The following is a 15,932-nucleotide window of genomic DNA, read 5'->3' on the forward strand; positions in this document are numbered from 1 at the left end:
GTGCGGAGCTGGTCGGCGCTAGTCCGCGCTAATCGGCGCTAATCGGCCAGCAGCGCGCTCAGCCGCTCGAGGATGCCGCGGAGCAGCTCGCGCGCGCCGCGGAGCAGCGCGCGCACGTCGCGAAGGGCGTCGTGGACCTCGCCGGGCACGGGCAGGAGGCCCGCGCGGGCGGCGAGCGCCGCCCCCGAGACGAGCAGCAGGACCACCACCAAGGCCAGGAAGATGCGTCGGGGCCACCGCCGCCGTCGGCGGGGCGCCGGCGTCATCAGGGCCGGAGGCGCGGACTTGACCGGCAGCTTGCGGCTGGACGGTGGCGGCGGGAAGGAGGACTTGGGCGGCGGCTCGTCGAGAGAGACGGGGAGGATGCCGGCGAACGTGGCGGGGAGCGGCGTGTTCCCGGCGGGCGGCCGCTTGCTGCTGCGCGGCTCGCCTCGCCGCCCGGACGTGGAGCGGGGCTCCCCCCGCGCCGACAAGCGGCTGTCCGCGAGCTGGATCGCCGTCGCGAGCTTCTTCCGGCGCTCGGCCACGGCGTCCCCGAGCGCCTCGCGGACGAAGCGGCCGACGTCGCCCTCCGTCACCGGGGCGCCGAGAGAGATCGCGATCTGGTCGAGCGTTCGCTGGAACGACGCGCAGTCGCTCCAGCGGTCCGCCGGATCCTTGGCCAGCGCGCGCTCGATCGCCAGCGCGAGATCGAAGGGGATGTCCGGCACGAGCTCGCGGATGGGGACGGGGGCGAAGCGAATGATGTTCTCCATCGTCTTCGCGTCCGTCTTGCCGCGGAACGGGTGGTAGCCGCTGAGGGTCGTGTAGAGGAGGACCCCGAGCGAGAAGATGTCGGCGCGCCGATCGACCTTGCCCGACGTGAGCTGCTCCGGCGAGAGGTACGGGATCTTGCCCTTGAGCTGGCCGGCGACGTGCGTCTCGTGCAGGCGGCCCGTGGCCTTGGCGACGCCGAAGTCGACGATCTTCACGATGCCGTCGAACGACACCATCACGTTCTGCGGGGAGATGTCGCGGTGCACGAGGTCGACGAGCCTGCCCTCGTCGTCGCGCAGCTCGTGCGCGGCGTGCAGGCCGGCGCAGATGCTCGAGGCGATGCGCAGGAGGATCGGCAGGGGGACGCCGACGCCCCCGGTCGATTTCACCTGCTTGTTCAGCGTGGCGATCGTGTCCCCGTCGACCCACTCCATCACGATGTAGAGCACGCCGTTCTCGTCGCCGAGCTCGACGATCTCGACCGCGTGGGGGTGCCGGATGCGGGACGCGAGGCGCGCCTCGTCGAGGAACATCGCCTCGAAGGCGGGGTCGTCGCCGAACTCCGGCAGCATCGTCTTGATGGCGACGATCTTCTGGAAGCCGCGGGATCCTACGAGGCGCGCCGCCCAGACGGCCGCCATCCCTCCGCGGGCGACCGGCATGAGGAGCTCGTAGCGGCCCAGCGTGTCTCCAGGCTTGAGGTCCGACAGGATCTGCACGCGGTGGTCGTCCTACTGGATGGGGAGGCGGAGTTTGGAGGGGTAGGGATCGAGTGCCGCCGTTACGTTCGTGGAGGCCCGTAGCCTCGACGTCTGCCGGAGCGACGCAGCGCCATCGCGCCTGCACGTCACGAAGGAGGTCCCGCAAAGCCAGGGTGCCACGAAGCGTATACGGACCTCAAGCTCGGGGGCGAAGGCGCATCGGATGGACGCATCGCAGCGGAGGGTAGGCGAGCGCGGCCCGAAGAGAGAGCGCGGCGAGCGCGGCCAGGGCGATCGATGTGACGCGCGAGGAGATCGGAACGGATGCGAAGCGGTGCGAAGCGATGGGAACCGATGGGAACCGAGCGCCGCGAAAGGGAATGATTCGTTGCGTGTAAAGACGCGTGTAAAAGTGCGCGTAAAGGTGCGAAAAGTGCGCCAGCTCGCGTTGAAGACGCGGGCGCTGGAGTCGTGATACACGGTGAGCGACCTGCTCGACGAGGCCTCATGGAAGCCAATTTGCGCCCGATCCCGCCGCCGCACGACGAAGACAACGAAGACGTGCACTGGGCGCTGTCGACCGCGACCGCGCTGTGGGGGCGCGGGGAGCGTGACGAGGCCCTGAAATGGCTGCGCCGCGCCGCGGAGCAGGCCTCGGATGCCAACGCCGACCTGCGCGCCCTCGAGCTCTTCAAGGCCGCCGCGGAGGTAGCGCAGAAGATCGCGGCGCTCGACGCGGACACGGCCACGGCCTCGCAGCCCCCGACCGCGAGCGCGCCGCCGAACGCGGCCTTGAGCGCGCCTCCCCAGGGGTCCGGCGCTCCTGCCGCAACGGCGAGCGCGCCGCCGCCCAGGCCGAGCGCGCCGGGGGCACCGGCGAGACCGTCGCGTCCGCCGGGCGCGGAGGCAGGGCGAGCCGAGCGCGGCGGCGCGGGCACGAGCGCGCCGCCCGCCGCGATGCGGGCGCCTTCGGTCCGCGCGCCTGCCGGCGATGCGCCGACAGGGCCGCTCGCCTCCGCGGTGGCGACGTTCCGCGACGGAGCCGTGCCCAGGCCCGCGGCGGGGGTGGGCCGGCCGTCGTCGGTGGTGCCGGGGCGCGCCCCTGCGCCGGTGAGCGCAGCGGCGCTGCGCGAGGTGACCCCGACGCAGCTGTCGCCCGCGGCCCGCGCGCCCAGCCACGCGCCAGGGCTCCCTGCGCGCCCCGGCGCGGCGACGAAGACCGGCGCCCCGCCGGGTGCAGCTGCCTCGACGGCCGCATCGCCGGGCCGCGCTGTCCCGGCGAACGCGCGTGCGATCACCGGCTTCGCGGCGTCGCCCCACGGGAGGGTGTCGTCGACGACCGCGGTGACCGAGGAGGTCCCGGTGGTCAGGCTCCCGGCCGCGGGCGCGTTCGCTGGCCAGGAGCCAGGGCAGGGCGCGTCGGAAGCGGCGCGCGAGAGTGACAGTGGGGAGCAGCCGGCCGACGCGGATCCTCCGGCCGATCAGCGCGCCACGGTGCCGACGCCGACGGCCATGGCCGCGGCGCTGGCGCGGCGGCCGGCGGTCCCGCTCGGCGCGGGCTCTTCGCAGGAGGCGACCGAGCGGCGCCCGGGGCTCTGGCCGAGCACGGACGAGGAGGGCACCGCGCGCCGCCCCCTGACCCCGCAGGAGCAGCGGGTGCTGATGGAGCTCCGGATCGAGGACCTGGACGAGGAGACGCCGATGCTCGCCCTGGAGCAGCTGGCGGGCGACGGCAAGGCGCCCGCTGCCGCACCGGAGGCGGGTCCCGCGTCCGATGACCGCGCCGACTGGACCGAGGCCGAGCCGGATGAAGCCGACGCTGGCATCGCGTCTGCGGATCAGCAGGGAGACGGGGAGCCCTCGGACGCGGTGCAGGGCCGGGGCGCGGAGGGGGCGGCGTCCTGGTCGCAGGGAGCTCCGACGGACGATCGTGGGGGCTCGTCGGAGGACTCGTCGTGGAGCGATCCGCCGTACGAAGGGGAATGGCAGGCACCGCCGCCGCGGCTGCCCGCGTCGCAGATCGAGCCGCTGCCGGCGCTGCGGATCGCGGTGATCGGCATCTCGAGCGCCGGGGAGCTCCGGCTCGTTCCGATGGACGGAAGGAACGCTCCGCCACGGGGCGCGGCGCTCGGGATCCTCGTCCCGTTGAGCCCCGGGGACGGCGAGACGATCGCGCGGCTGCTCCAGCTGCGCAGCTGAGCTGCCGCGGCGCCGCGCGTGCACGTTCGGCAAGAAGTGGGGCATCCCGCGCATCGGCGATAGCCTCGGGGGATGCATGACGAACGGACGGCCCCGAAGCGGATCCGCGTGACAGGACTGCAAGAGGCCCAGCTGCCGGCGCTCGTGGCGCTGGAGCAGGCCTGTACGGCGATGCACCGCGAGGCTGGCCCTGGGGTGGCGGAGGTCGAGGCGCGGACGCTCGCCGATCTCGCCGCGCTGACGCGGCGGCACGACGTGCGCGTGGCAGAGGCGGACGACGAGGTAGCCGGTTACCTGGCGTGGCGCGACGAGGCGCCTGGGGTCGCAGTCCTGGAGGAGCTCTCGGTGCACCCGGACCACCAGCGATGCGGCATCGGCACGCGGCTGCTCGCGGAGCTCCAGGGGCGAGCGCGCGAGCTCGGCCTGAAGCAGGTCGTGGTGCGCTCCAGGGAGAAGGCGAGCTGGGCCCGGGCTTTCTACGAGAAGAAGGGCTTCGAGCCGCTCGGCGACGACGCGCCGGCGGAGGTCCGGGCGTGGTGGAGCGAGCAGGAGGCCTCCGGGAGCCCGCTGACCCGAGCCGGCGAGGTCGTCCTGTGGGCGGCCATCCCGCCGCAACGCCCTGAAGCGTTGGACGAGGGCGACGCGGGCGACGAGCGCGGCGAGAGCTGAACCCAGCCGGGCGGACCGTTCGCTCGGGGCCGTCCCGAGCCGACGGGCGCCCGGACGAAGGCGCGCGGCTGCAGAAGCGCGCGGACGACTCGGCCAGGGTTCGCCTGGCTGCGCTCGGACCAGCCGTGGGGCCTGGAACCCCGCCCGGGCGCGCGAGTTGACATAATGTTTCTTATGCGATCCAATGCCGGTGCGGCGGGCAGGGGAGCTCGGCTCGATTTCGCGAGCAAATTCATGCATCTGGGGCCGATGCGGGCCGCATCCCGCGGCGGTCGCCGCCGTTGCCGCAACCCCGGTCGGCCTCGCTCACGGCAACCTGGGTCCGCCGCACCGGTCGCCGCCGTTGCCGCAACCTGGGTCGGCCTCGCCCACGGCCACCGCCCCGCCGGTGCTGCCCGCCACGAGACCTGGCCGGAGGCCCCCCGTCCAGCGTCCCCCCGAAGCACGCCTCAAGGCGTCGGCAGCGATGCCCTGCGCGCCCCTCGGCCCGCCGGCATCAAGCCGCCGCGCCTCAACCTGTGCGTGTGTTCAGCCCTTCGGAACCGGGGGCGTCTCGACGTCCAGGCTCAGCAGCGAGCCGCCGTTCGTCAGGACGAACGCGCGCCGGCCGTACGCCGCCGGCGTCATCGCGATCCCGCCGCCGGTCTCGATGCCGTCGATCACGGCCCCGTCCAGCGGAGAGAACAGGAAGATCCCGTAGCGCGTGGTCGTCACCAGCAACGCCCCCGAGAACGGCACGGGGGCCGAGATGCCGCCGTCTGGCAGATCCCGGCGCCAGATCGTGCGGCCATCCTCCGGATCGAGCGCCCACAGGCCGGTCATGCCGGAGGACGCGAGCAGCACCTTCCGCGCGGGCACGATCGGACCGCCTCCGCTCCGAGGCTGGTGCGCAGGCTGCTCCCACAGGAGAAGCTCGGTCACGCCGACCGCCGCCTCGTTCACCCAGGCCCGGGTCCCGTTCTCGGCGTCGAGCGCGAAGACCCCGCCCGCGTAACCCGCCACGAAGACCACATCGCCCGAGGCGATCTTCCCGAGGACCGGCGTGGTGTCCGTGTCGAGGTACTTCGGCGTCTGGCCGCCAGCGCTCTGCTCGGCCTCGGCGGCCAGGTCGACGAGCGCCCACTGCTCGGACCCGTCCTTGAGGTCGTAGGCCATCACGACCCCGTCCGAGAACGCGGTGTAGACCTTGTCCCGGCCGAGCGCCGGCCCCGCGTACCCGGCGATCTCCATCCCGCCCGCCGGCGTCCGGTGCTGGTGCCAGCGCATCGCCCCCGTCGCCGCGTCGAGCGCGATCAACGTGTCGTTCGCGTTCGTCACGTAGAGAACGCCGTCGCGCAGCACCGGCCGCCGCGCGACCTTCGCGTTGGTCATGAAGCGGTAGAGCAGCGTGCCGTCCGACGCGCGCACCTTGTAGAGCGCGCCGTCGTCCGAGCCGAAATAGACCGTGTCCGACGCGGCGTCGTAGAGCGGCTCGCACTGCACCGGGCCGAGCGTCTCGAAGCGCCACAGGACGTCGCTCGTGTCCGCACGCACCGCGTACAGGCCGTGATCGCTCGATCCGACGAAGACGCGCCGGTGCGCCACGTCGATCTCGGGGCGGCCGCGCTCGTAGGCCTCGCCGACCTTGCGCGTCTCGGCGGTGATCTCGCGGCGCATGGTGATGCCGAGCGCGCCGCCTGGATGGTGCAGCCAGAGCGGCGCATCGGGCGCCGCAGCGACGCCCAGGTTGCCGCAGCCGCTCAGCGGCGCGAGCCCCAGCCAGACGAGCGCGACGCCCGCTGCGCGGCTAGTGCGGCGCATCGCCCGCCTTCTTCTCCGCGTTCTCACGCGCCCGGCGGAGCAGCTGCTCGATCTCCTCCGGCGTCATCGACTGGCCCTTCGGACCGCCGAACGCGGCGCGAGGCGGCACGGCGGCCGGATCGATCTTGCGCAGCATCTCCTCGACGACCGCCTCGAGGAACTGGAACGGGCGGCCCTCCGTCGACGGCGCCTGGAGCTTCTCGTGCGCGCTCTTGAGCAGCTCCTTCGCCTTGTCGGTGTCGCCCTTGGCCAGGTAGAGCCGCGCTTGGTGGTACAGCGCGAGCTCCTTGTAGCCCTTCATGTCGATCGCCTCGAGCTCCTTGAACGACGCGAGCGCGCCGTCGAGATCACCCTTGCCCTCCCGGGCGAAGGCGATGCCCTCGATGGCGCGCCCCTTCACGTCGGGATCGGCCCCGGCCAGCGGCGACGAGACCACGACGCTGTACGCGTCCAGCGCGTGAGCGTAGTCCTTCTTGTCGAGCAGCACCCCGGCCTGCCCGAGCTTCGCCAGGGTCGCCGCGCCGGTGCCGGCGTGCTCGTCGATGACCTTGTTGTACTCGGCGAGCGCGGTGGCCGACCGCTCGTCCGCGGTCTTGAAGGTCCTCGTGACGTCGAGCTCCTTCTCCTCGTCGGTGCGCGTGTCCTCGGCGAGCACCCTGCCCCGATCCGCGGCGACGGCCGCGACGAGCGCCGACGTGGACGCGGCGTCCTTCTTCTCGGCCCGCGACAGGTAGAACAGGACGCCGCCGGTCGCGACGATCGCCGCCACCACGCCCCACTGGACGATGTGGAAGTTCGCCTTGATCCACCGGCCAGCGCCGCTGGTCATCCGGCTGAGCGCGTCCTCGACCATCTCGCCCGGCAGCAGCTGGACCGGGCGGCGCCCCTCGGCCTGCTCCCTGCGGCGAGCGAGCAGCTCCTTCGCGCGGGCGTTCTTGTCCTTGGGCAGCTCCTCGCCTGTCGCCTTCTTCTTGCGGCGGCGCGCGGTGGCCTCGTCGCGGCGGCGGGATGCGCGGTTCGGCGCTGCCTCGACCGCCTCCTCGCTCGCCGCCTCCGGCGCGGGGGCCTCTTCGGCCTCGCCGACGCCGAGCGCGTCGGCCACGCGCTGCGCGGCCTCGTCGTCGCCATCGCCGCCGGCGTCCTTCACCGGAGCGCCGCGCGGCGGCCTCGCCGGGGCCGCCTCCGCGGCCCCGTCCTCGTCGCCATCGCTCCGCGTGGCAGCGACATCGCCGTCGCTCTGCGCGGATTTCTCTTCGGCCTGCTCTCGGTCCTTGTCCGACACGCGGCGGACTCTAGTCTCGCGGCCTGCGGCGTCAATCTGGCCGGTGAGCGGCGGGTGCTTCGTCGTCCGAGCGCGCCGGCGCCCCGGCCTCGTCGGGCGACCAGGGCGCAGGCGGCGGGGGCGGGATCTCGTCGGCGAGCGGGACGACCGCGCACGCGGACACCTCGACGTTCTGGGTCGCGTACACCACGAAATCGCCGTAATTGCCGGCCTGCGCGCCCGCGGCGGGCGGCAGCGTCGCGAACGCCTCGGTCGGCTCGCTCCCCGGCGGGATCGCGAGCGTGACCGCGCGCTCCGCGTCGAGCTCCGGCGCGCTGGCCGGGACGAGCGACGCGCCGTCCCGCTTCGGCGGGCGCCAGCTGCGCGTGGGCCTGCCGAACCGCACCTCGCCGGGGCGGCCGTCGTCGGTCCGCGCGCGGCAGATGACGCGCACGCCCTTGCCGTTGCCGGCCTTCGGGATCACGACGCCGAGGCCCACCCCGCTCTTCGCGAAGCGGCGCAGGCGGCCGAGATCGCGCTCGCGCGGCCCGCCGAGCAGGTCGAGGATGTCGGCCCGGAGCGCGAGCCCGAGCCCCCCCGGAAGCGGATCGGGCGTGCCGAGCATGCGCAGGAGCGGCGCCCGGAGCTCGGGGCCGGCGCCGAGCTTCACGAGGGCCTCCGCGATCGCGACCCGCGCGGTCTGGTACGGCTCCTGGCTCAGCCGCTCCGCGAGCGCCGGCCGCGCGGCGTCCTCGCCGATGGCCGCGAGCGCGGCCGCGGCGTACGGGCGGAGCCGCACGTCGCCGAGCGCCGCGATGAGCGGCGGCAGCGCCGCCTTCACCCGGATCTTGGCGAGCGCGTCCACGATCTCGCGCGCCCGCTCGAACGAGGTCACCTCGCCCGCGTCGGCGCCGCCGTCCTGCTCGGGGCCGCGGACCACCTGCCGCAGCCACGCCACGAGGACGTCGTCGCCGCGGCGATCGCCCGACTCCGCCAGCGCGAGCGCCGCGAGGCGCCGCCACTTGCGGTCGCGATCGACGACGAGATCGCGGGTGAGCGGCGCGCCCTCGCCGAGCCGCGTGAGGGTCAGCGCCGCCCAGCGCCGCACCTCGTCGTCCTCGTCGCGCACGAGCGCGAGGCGCAGCGAGGGCGCCGCCTCGGAGCGGCGCAGATCGAACAGCACCTCGCCCGCCTTGCGCCGGATGGCGACGTCCGCGTCGTCGAGCAGCGCCGCGACCTCGACGACGGCGTCGGCGTCGCCCGCGATGCCGCGGCGGAGCGCGTCGGGCCATCCCTTGCCCTCCTGCCGGAGGCCGCGGACCTCGTAACGCCCGTGCGACGCCTCGATCGCGCGAAGCTCCGACCGCATCGCGCCGAGCTCCGCCGGGCGCAGCGCGGAGACGTCCTCCTGCTGGCGCGGATCGGTCGCCACGTCGTAGAGCGCGCACGCGCCGATCTTGCGCGCGCAGACGAGCCGCAGCGTGCCCTTGGCGAGCAGCGTCTGCGCGTCCGTCTCGGCGAAGGCGAAGCCCGGGAGCGAGGGCGGCCCGCCCGGCGGGGCCGCCTTGCCCTGCTCCGCCGCCTCGTCGCCCGAGGCGAGCAGCGGCCCGAGGTCGGCGCCGCGCACGCGCGCCGGCCTCGGGATGCCGAGCCCCGCGAGCACCGTCGGCAGGAGATCGACGAGCTGCACCGGCGCCCGGACCACGCGGGGCGAGAGCAGGCCGGGCGCGCTCACGACGAGCGGCACGCGCGCCTGCTCCTCGTACACGGTCGTGCCGTGGTAGCGGCCGCCGTGCTCGCCGAACTCCTCGCCGTGATCGGCCGTGACGATCACGACGGCGTCCGGGCGCCCCTTGCGGACCTCGTCCACGATCGCCCCTACCCCCGCGTCCGCCATGGCGATCTCCGCGTCGTAGCGGTCGATGTCGCGGTCGCCGAGCGGGTGCTCCGGGTGCGCCTCGTACGGCTCGTGCGGCTCGAAGAGGTGCACCCACATGAACGCGCGCTGCTCCGGCCCGAGCCCGGCGAGGTAGCTCCGCACCTGCTCCAGACGGAGCTGGGCGCTCGCGAACTCGACCTTCCGGTACTCGAAATCGAGCGCCCGGTCGCGCAACGCGCCGAAGCGCTCGCCGTCGATGAAGAACACCGCCGGCGGGTAGAAGCCCGCCGTCTTGTAGCCGTAGCGGCGGAGGTGCTGCGCGAAGGTCTCGGAGTCGTCCCCGAGCCCTTGCAGCACGAGCGGGCGGATGTACTTGCCCGTCATGAGCGACGACACGGCGTACGACGTGTGCGGCGTCGGCGTGTACGCCGCGTCGAACCGCACGCCCTCGGCCGCGAGGCGATCGAGGTTCGGGGTGATCTTCCTGTCGTAGCCGTACGCCCCCACGTGGTCGGCGCGCAGGGCGTCGACGCTGATCAGCACGATGTCGCGCCCCCGCAGATCGATGGCGTGCCCGCTTGCGCGCTCGTCGAGCGGCGCGGCGTCGAGCGCCTCGGGCGGCGACAGCACGGCGGCGAGCTCGACCACGTGGCCGAGCAGCGGGCTGTGCGTCGCGTAGATCAGCCGGATGTTGTCCGCCAGCGCGAGCCTGTCCGCCGCGCCGGGCGCGAGCGCCGCGCCGAACGCGAAGAGGACGAGCGCGAGCGCCGCGCGCACCAGCCTGGGCGAGCGCCGCCCGTGCGCGTCCTCCAGGCGAGCCGCGCGCGCGGGCAGCGCCGGCGTCGCGAAGGTCGCCGCCGCGAGCGTGAGCGCCGCGAGCCCCAGGTGGAAGGCGGCGTAGAGGCGCGGCAAGACGCGCACGTTCGCGACCTCGAGCAGCACGATCGCGCAGATCGCCGCGAGGAGGAGCCACCTGCCGGCGGCCGCGGCGCGCGCCCGCTTCAAGGCGCGCGCCGCGCGCGGCGCCGCGGCGAACGTCGCCGCGGCGGCGAAGAGCGCGAGCGCCGCGATGAAGGGCGCGCGCCGGCCGCCCTCGAGCATGCGCCCCGTCGAGACGCCGAAGGCCACCGCGCCGCCGAACGCGCCCGCGATCAGCGCTGCCGCGGCGCGGAACGCCTTGCGCTCGGCGCGCATGACGATCTCGAGCACCGCGCCGAGGACGGCGGCGCACGGCGCCGCGGCCGAGAGCGCGAGCGGCAGGAGGTCGCGCAGGGCGCGGCCGAGCTCGTAGGGCCCGAGCAGCTCTCGCCACCGCCACGCGCCGACGACCAGGAGCTCGGCGAGCGCGAGCGCCGTGATCGCGAGGTAGGCGTCCGCCATGCGCCACCCGATCTCCGTCTCCAGCTTCCGCGGAGGCGCGTCGGAGTTCCCGCTCGGGAACGTGGCGCGGCTCGGCGCGGGCGCCGGCGTGGACGGGCGCGCCGGCCCGGTCTGCGGACGCGGCGCCGCCGGGGCCCGGTGGCCGGCAGGCCCCGGCACGACGCCCTCCCCGGCGGCCGTCGTGTCAGGCCGGCTCCCCAGCAGGGGCCGCCCGGAGGGCACGGGCCCCCCGGGAGGCCGGCCGGCGCCCCCATGGCCCCGCGGGCGCATCGGAGCGGCCCCGTTGCGCTCGGTCATGCGAAGGAGACTTCGAGGATCTCGTACGTGCGCGGCCCGGCCGGCATGTTCACGCGGACCTCCTCGCCGACCTCATGGCCGAGCAGCGCGCGCGCGAGCGGCGACGCGATGGAGATGCGCCCGACCTTGAGATCGGCCTCCTCGGGCCCGACGATCTGGAAGCTCTGCTCCTCGTCCGTGTCCACGTTCGCGAGCTTGACCTTGGCGCCGAACTGGACCTTGCTGCCGCTCAGCTTCGACGGATCGATCACCTCGGCGCGCGAGAGCGTCTGCTCGAGGTAGCTGATGCGGGCGACGATCATGCCCTGCCGCTCCTTGGCGGCGTGGTACTCGGCGTTCTCGGAGAGATCGCCGTGCTCCCGGGCCGTGCCGATGTCCTTGACGACCTGCGGCAGGTCGATCTCTTTCAGCCGTCGCATCTCTTCGCGGAGCCGCGCTTGCCCCTCGGGCGTCATCGGTACTTTCTCGGACATGGTGGGACGCTTTTAGCATGGCTCCCGGCCGGGAGACGACGGCCCTGGGCGCGCCGATCGCCCGAGGCGCCAGGCGCCCGGACCGCAGCGCGGGCTCCGCGCCGCCGTCGCCTAGCCGCGCCAGCGGACGATCTTCCGCGGCAGCCGCCGCGCATGGGCGTCCGCTGACTTGGTCGCGCTCCGAACGAGGGCCGCCGCCGTCTTGGAGAGCTCCTCGGGATGCGGTCCGCCGTGCGGGACGGCCGCGGCGTCCACCGTCGCCGTGGCCGCGCCGGTCGCCTCGGCGATCCGCACCTCGACCGGGACGTCCGCGGCCGGGAGCCGCACGAGGCCCCGGTACACGAACTCCCCTGGCGTATCTCCGGCGTCGGCCTGCTCCAGCACGTAGCGCGCGCCGGAGGACGGCCGCCCGACAGCCTGCGTCACAGCTGCGGCCCCGCGGGGGCGCGGCCCGACGCCGCCTTCTTGGCAGGCGCGCCGCGCGGCCCGCCCATCTCGTCGAGGAACCGGCGCGCGGTCACGGCGAACGGGCCACCCCAGTCCCGGATGACGGACTCGAACACGGCGCGCGCCTCGTCGGGCTTCTTCATCTTGAGGAGCGTCTCGCCCTTGAGGACGAGCGCCTCCGGATCGAGCCCGGAGCCCGGGAAGGTCCGCAGCGCGTAGTCGATCCGCGCGAGGGCCGCGTCGAACGCGTCTTCCTTGAGGTAGTAGCGCGCGACGTAGAGCTCGTGGCGCACGAGCCGCCCCGTCACGACCTCGAGCATGTAGGCCGCGTCGTCGCGGTACCGGCTGCGCGGGTACTGCCGGAGGAACGTCCGGATCTCCTTGTAGGCCTCGAGCGTGGTCGCCTGATCGCGCTCCTCGGCCGGCGGCAGGAACACCGTGTCGTCGATGTCCAGGTAGAGCGCCTTCGCCATCCGGTACTTCGCGTACTCGACGTTCCGGTCCGTCCGGTGCTCCTGGATGAACGCGCGGTACTCCGAGATCGCCTCCGGGTACTTTCCCTGCTCGAAATCGAGATCCGCGATCCTGAGATCGGCGAGCCGGGCGTAGCGGCTGTAAGCGAAGAGCCGCTTCACCTCGCCGAAGAGGGCGCGCGCGTCCTCCCAGTCCTTGGCCTGGAAGGCGGCCATCGCCTCGTTGTACGCGGCGCGCGCGTCCTCGGTGTACGTGAGGGTCGCGGTGCGGCCGTCGTTGAGCTCGAAATCGCAGCCCACGAGCCCGCCGAGGGCAGCGAGGCACCCGGCGAGGGCGAGGACAGCGGCGGAGGGTCTCATCGAGCAGGCCTCGTACCCAATCCGGCGCCGGCGCGCCAGGGCTTCCGCCGCGGGGCCGGGCCTGTGCTCCCTCGCTCCCCGCGTCGTGGCGCACGGCTGAGCTGGGGTATGGTCGACCCATGCCCGCTTCCTCTCCGCCGCCCGCCGCCCCGCCCGGAGGCGCCGCCGCGCCCACCGTGCTCGTGGTGGACGACGAGCGCAACATCCGCCGCACCCTCGCCCTGGTGCTGCAGGGCGAGGGCTACCAGGTCGCGGAGGCGCCGAGCGCCGAGGCGGCGCTGGAGCTGCTCGCGCACGGCGACAGCCCCGTCGACCTCGCCCTGGTCGACCTGCTCCTGCCCGGCATGAACGGCCTCGATCTCCTCCAGCGCGTGCGCCAGGACGACGCCACCCGCGAGCTCCCGGTGATCGTGATCAGCGGCCACGCGACCGTCAACGACGCCGTCAAGGCCATCAAGCTCGGCGCCAGCGACTTCTTCGAGAAGCCGCTGAACCGCGAGCGCGTCCTCGTCGGCGTGAAGAACGCGCTGCAGAACTCGCGGCTCGCCCGGGAGGTCGAGGACCTCAAGGCGCAGGTGCAGGCGCGCTACGAGATGATCGGCCAGAGCGCGGCGATGCAGCGGCTTTTCAAGGAGATCGATCGCGTCGCGCCCACGAAGGCGAGCGTGCTCATCACCGGCGAGAGCGGCACGGGCAAGGAACTCATCAGCCGCGCCATCCACCGGCTGTCGCCGAGGGCGCGGGGCCCCTTCGTCCGGGTCAACTGCGCCGCGATCCCGCGCGAGCTCATCGAGAGCGAGCTCTTCGGCCACGAGCGCGGCGCGTTCACAGGGGCGAGCGGACCGAAGCGGGGCTTCTTCGAGCAGGCCCACGGCGGCACGCTGTTCCTCGACGAGATCGGCGACATGGACCTCGCCGCCCAGGCCAAGGTGCTGCGCGCGCTGCAGTCGGGCGAGATCTGCCGCGTCGGCAGCGAGCACAGCCGGCACGTCGACGTCCGCGTGCTCGCCGCGACGAACAAGGACCTCTCGCGCGAGGTCGCCGCGCTGCGCTTCCGCGAGGATCTCTTCTTCCGCCTCGCCGTGTTCCCCATCAAGAGCCCCGCGCTGCGCGACCGCATGGACGACCTGCGCGCGCTCGCCGACGCGTTCATGGCGGCGTTCTGCAACGAGAACGGCCTCAAGCAGAAGGGCATCGATCCCATGGTCTACGCCGCGCTCGAGCGCCGGAGCTGGCCTGGCAACGTCCGCGAGCTCAAGAACGTGATCGAGCGCGCCGCGATCCTCTCGGGCGACGTCGTCACGATCGCCGATCTCCCCGAGGATCCACACGAGAACCCGTTCGAGGACGACGCGCAGGGGGCCGCCGGAGACGGCGCGGCGGCGCCCCCCGGCGCGGCCGAGCCGCCCGCCGGCGCGGCCCGCCACGAGCCGGAGCGCCCTCGCCTCACGCTCCGCGAGTTCCGCGATCGGGCCGAGCGCCGCTACATCGTCGAGGTGCTGGCCAGCCTCGACTGGAACATCTCGCGCGCGGCCGTGCTGCTCGGGGTCGAGCGCACGAACCTCCACAAGAAGATCCGCGCGTACGGCATCAAGCGAGGTGAGGCGCCGTAGGCACGGCCTGCGCGTCCCGCCTACGCGGCCCCCTCGAGCGCCCTGCGGACGGCGCGGAGGAGCGACTCGGCCGTGAAGGGCTTCCCGAGCACCGCGGCGCCTGGCCGGACGGCGAACGGGCCGTCGAGGGCGTCGCCCGTGTAGCCGGACATGAAGAGCACCTTCATGTCCGGCCTGAGCTTCACGAGGCGAGCGGCGAGCTCGCCTCCGGACATCTCGGGCATCAGCACGTCGGTGAGCAGGAGGTCGACGCGCCCGCGCTGCGCCTCGCAGACGCGCAGCGCCTCGCGCGGCCCGCGCGCCGTCAGCGTCGTGTAGCCGTGCTGCCCCAGGATCCGGCTCGCGAGCGTGACCACCGCGTCCTCATCGTCGGTGACGAGCACCGTCCCGCCCTCGCCCGGGCGCGGCGCGGCGCGGCGCTGGTGCGCGGCGCGCGCGCGCCGCGAGGACGCCCCGCGCGCGGAGAGCGGCAGGTAGATCTCGACGCGCGTGCCCTGCCCGGGCTGGGAGGCGAGCTCGATGTGGCCGTGCCACTGCTTGACGATCCCGTACACGGTGGCGAGCCCGAGGCCGGTCCCCTTCCCCCTCGGCTTCGTCGTGAAGAACGGCTCGAAGGCGCGCGTCCGCACGTCGTCGCACATCCCGCTTCCGGTGTCGCTCACGACGAGGCGCGCGTACCGGCCAGGCGGGACCGCCGGGTGCGCGTCGTGCAGGCTCCCCGCAGCGCCGACGCGGACCGCGCGCGCCTCGATCGACAGCCGGCCGCCGCCTTGCATCGCGTCGCGCGCGTTCAGCGCGAGGTTCATCACCACCTGCTCGAGCTGCCCCGCGTCCGCCAGCACCCGGCAGGCCGACGGACCGAGCGCGATCGCGAGATCGATGCTGCCGCCGACGGCGGCGCGGAGCGCGCCATCCATGCCGCGCACGACGTCCCGCAGATCCAGCACGACCGGCTGCGCGAGCCCCCGCCGGCTCACCGTGAGCAGCTGCCGCGTCAGCGACGCGGCCCGCTGCGCGGCGCGCTTGATCTCGGCGAGATCCTTCTGCACCGGGCTCTGCTCGTCGAGCTCCTCGATCACCAGGCTCGTGTAGTTCAGGATGATCGCGAGCAGGTTGTTGTAGTCGTGGGCGATCCCGCCCGCGAGCCGCCCCACAGCTTCCATCTTCTGCGCCTGGCCGAGCTCCTCCGAGAGCTCGCGCCGGCGATCTTCGGTGCAGCGCGCGGAGGAGACGTCGACGATGGCCCCGACCACGAGCCGCTCGCCGCGCGCTTCCGCGACGGTCTCGGTCCTCATCACCCGGACCGCCGACCCATCGCGGCGCGTGAGGAAGCCCTCGACCACGCCGGCCGACGTCGGCGTCGCGCCCGCCGCGCCCTCGCCGAGGAGGAGATCGGCCGCCGCGAGCGCCTCCTCCCGCGAGCCATAGCCGAGCAGCCGGGCGAGCACCTCGTTGCAGTCGACGAGGTGGCCCCCGGGCGCGGCAACGTAGAGCCCCGCCGGCGAGCAAGCCGCGAGCAGCGGGCTGTGCGCCACCGGATCCCTCGACGATCGTCCGCTGCTCATCGACGCATTGCCGTGGAGAAACGTTCCGTCGGAGAGACATCTCCGACAACCAGAACTGA

11 protein-coding genes are annotated in these 15,932 nt (G+C 74.0%); 3 read left to right on the plus strand and 8 right to left on the minus strand.

The genetic code is table 11. The features are described 5' to 3' along the window. Positions 1 to 38: 38 nt before the first annotated feature. On the minus strand, positions 39 to 1,475 hold the full coding sequence (locus tag POL72_RS29075; RefSeq protein WP_272099209.1) for a serine/threonine protein kinase: 1,437 nt from the start codon (positions 1,473 to 1,475) through the stop codon (positions 39 to 41). A 489-nt stretch (positions 1,476 to 1,964) separates the two neighbouring features. Between POL72_RS29075 and POL72_RS29080 the strand changes: the two genes are divergently transcribed. After that, complete coding sequence (locus POL72_RS29080; protein ID WP_272099211.1) at positions 1,965 to 3,656, plus strand: hypothetical protein; 1,692 nt, start codon at positions 1,965 to 1,967, stop codon at positions 3,654 to 3,656. Between the two features lie 72 nt (positions 3,657 to 3,728). Next, complete coding sequence (locus POL72_RS29085; protein ID WP_272099212.1) at positions 3,729 to 4,325, plus strand: GNAT family N-acetyltransferase; 597 nt, start codon at positions 3,729 to 3,731, stop codon at positions 4,323 to 4,325. 528 nt (positions 4,326 to 4,853) lie between these two features. On the opposite strand, the gene POL72_RS29090 is transcribed toward POL72_RS29085, so the two are convergent. The 6 genes from POL72_RS29090 to POL72_RS29115 form a co-directional block, all read right to left on the minus strand. Further along, a complete protein-coding gene (locus POL72_RS29090; protein WP_272099213.1) occupies positions 4,854 to 6,125 on the minus strand; it encodes an outer membrane protein assembly factor BamB family protein in 1,272 nt (423 codons plus the stop codon). After that, complete coding sequence (locus POL72_RS29095; RefSeq protein WP_272099215.1) at positions 6,112 to 7,407, minus strand: tetratricopeptide repeat protein; 1,296 nt, start codon at positions 7,405 to 7,407, stop codon at positions 6,112 to 6,114. The genes POL72_RS29090 and POL72_RS29095 overlap by 14 nt, the downstream gene beginning before the upstream one ends. 31 nt (positions 7,408 to 7,438) lie before the next feature. Beyond that, the gene (locus POL72_RS29100) at positions 7,439 to 10,804 is read right to left on the minus strand and encodes a sulfatase-like hydrolase/transferase (protein ID WP_272099216.1); all 3,366 of its coding nucleotides are present in this window, start codon (positions 10,802 to 10,804) and stop codon (positions 7,439 to 7,441) included. A 134-nt stretch (positions 10,805 to 10,938) separates the two neighbouring features. Then, the gene (greA, locus tag POL72_RS29105; RefSeq protein WP_272099218.1) at positions 10,939 to 11,415 is read right to left on the minus strand and encodes a transcription elongation factor GreA; all 477 of its coding nucleotides are present in this window, start codon (positions 11,413 to 11,415) and stop codon (positions 10,939 to 10,941) included. Between the two features lie 111 nt (positions 11,416 to 11,526). After that, entirely contained in the window at positions 11,527 to 11,841 is a 315-nt protein-coding gene (locus tag POL72_RS29110; protein ID WP_272099219.1) for a hypothetical protein, read from the minus strand. Continuing rightward, positions 11,838 to 12,695, minus strand: a complete 858-nt coding sequence (locus POL72_RS29115) for an outer membrane protein assembly factor BamD (RefSeq protein ID WP_272099220.1) — start codon at positions 12,693 to 12,695, stop codon at positions 11,838 to 11,840. The genes POL72_RS29110 and POL72_RS29115 overlap by 4 nt, the downstream gene beginning before the upstream one ends. A gap of 119 nt (positions 12,696 to 12,814) precedes the next feature. On the opposite strand from POL72_RS29115, the gene POL72_RS29120 reads away from it, so the two are divergent. After that, entirely contained in the window at positions 12,815 to 14,308 is a 1,494-nt protein-coding gene (locus POL72_RS29120; RefSeq protein WP_272099221.1) for a sigma-54-dependent transcriptional regulator, read from the plus strand. A gap of 20 nt (positions 14,309 to 14,328) precedes the next feature. Here the strand turns inward: POL72_RS29120 and POL72_RS29125 are convergent, their stop codons facing one another. After that, positions 14,329 to 15,873 carry an ATP-binding protein gene (locus POL72_RS29125; protein WP_272099223.1) on the minus strand — a complete coding sequence of 515 codons (1,545 nt, stop codon included), beginning with the start codon at positions 15,871 to 15,873 and terminating at the stop codon, positions 14,329 to 14,331. Positions 15,874 to 15,932: the final 59 nt, after the last annotated feature.

This window comes from Sorangium aterium (assembly GCF_028368935.1).
Classification (GTDB): Bacteria; Myxococcota_A; Polyangia; order Polyangiales; family Polyangiaceae; genus Sorangium; species Sorangium atrum.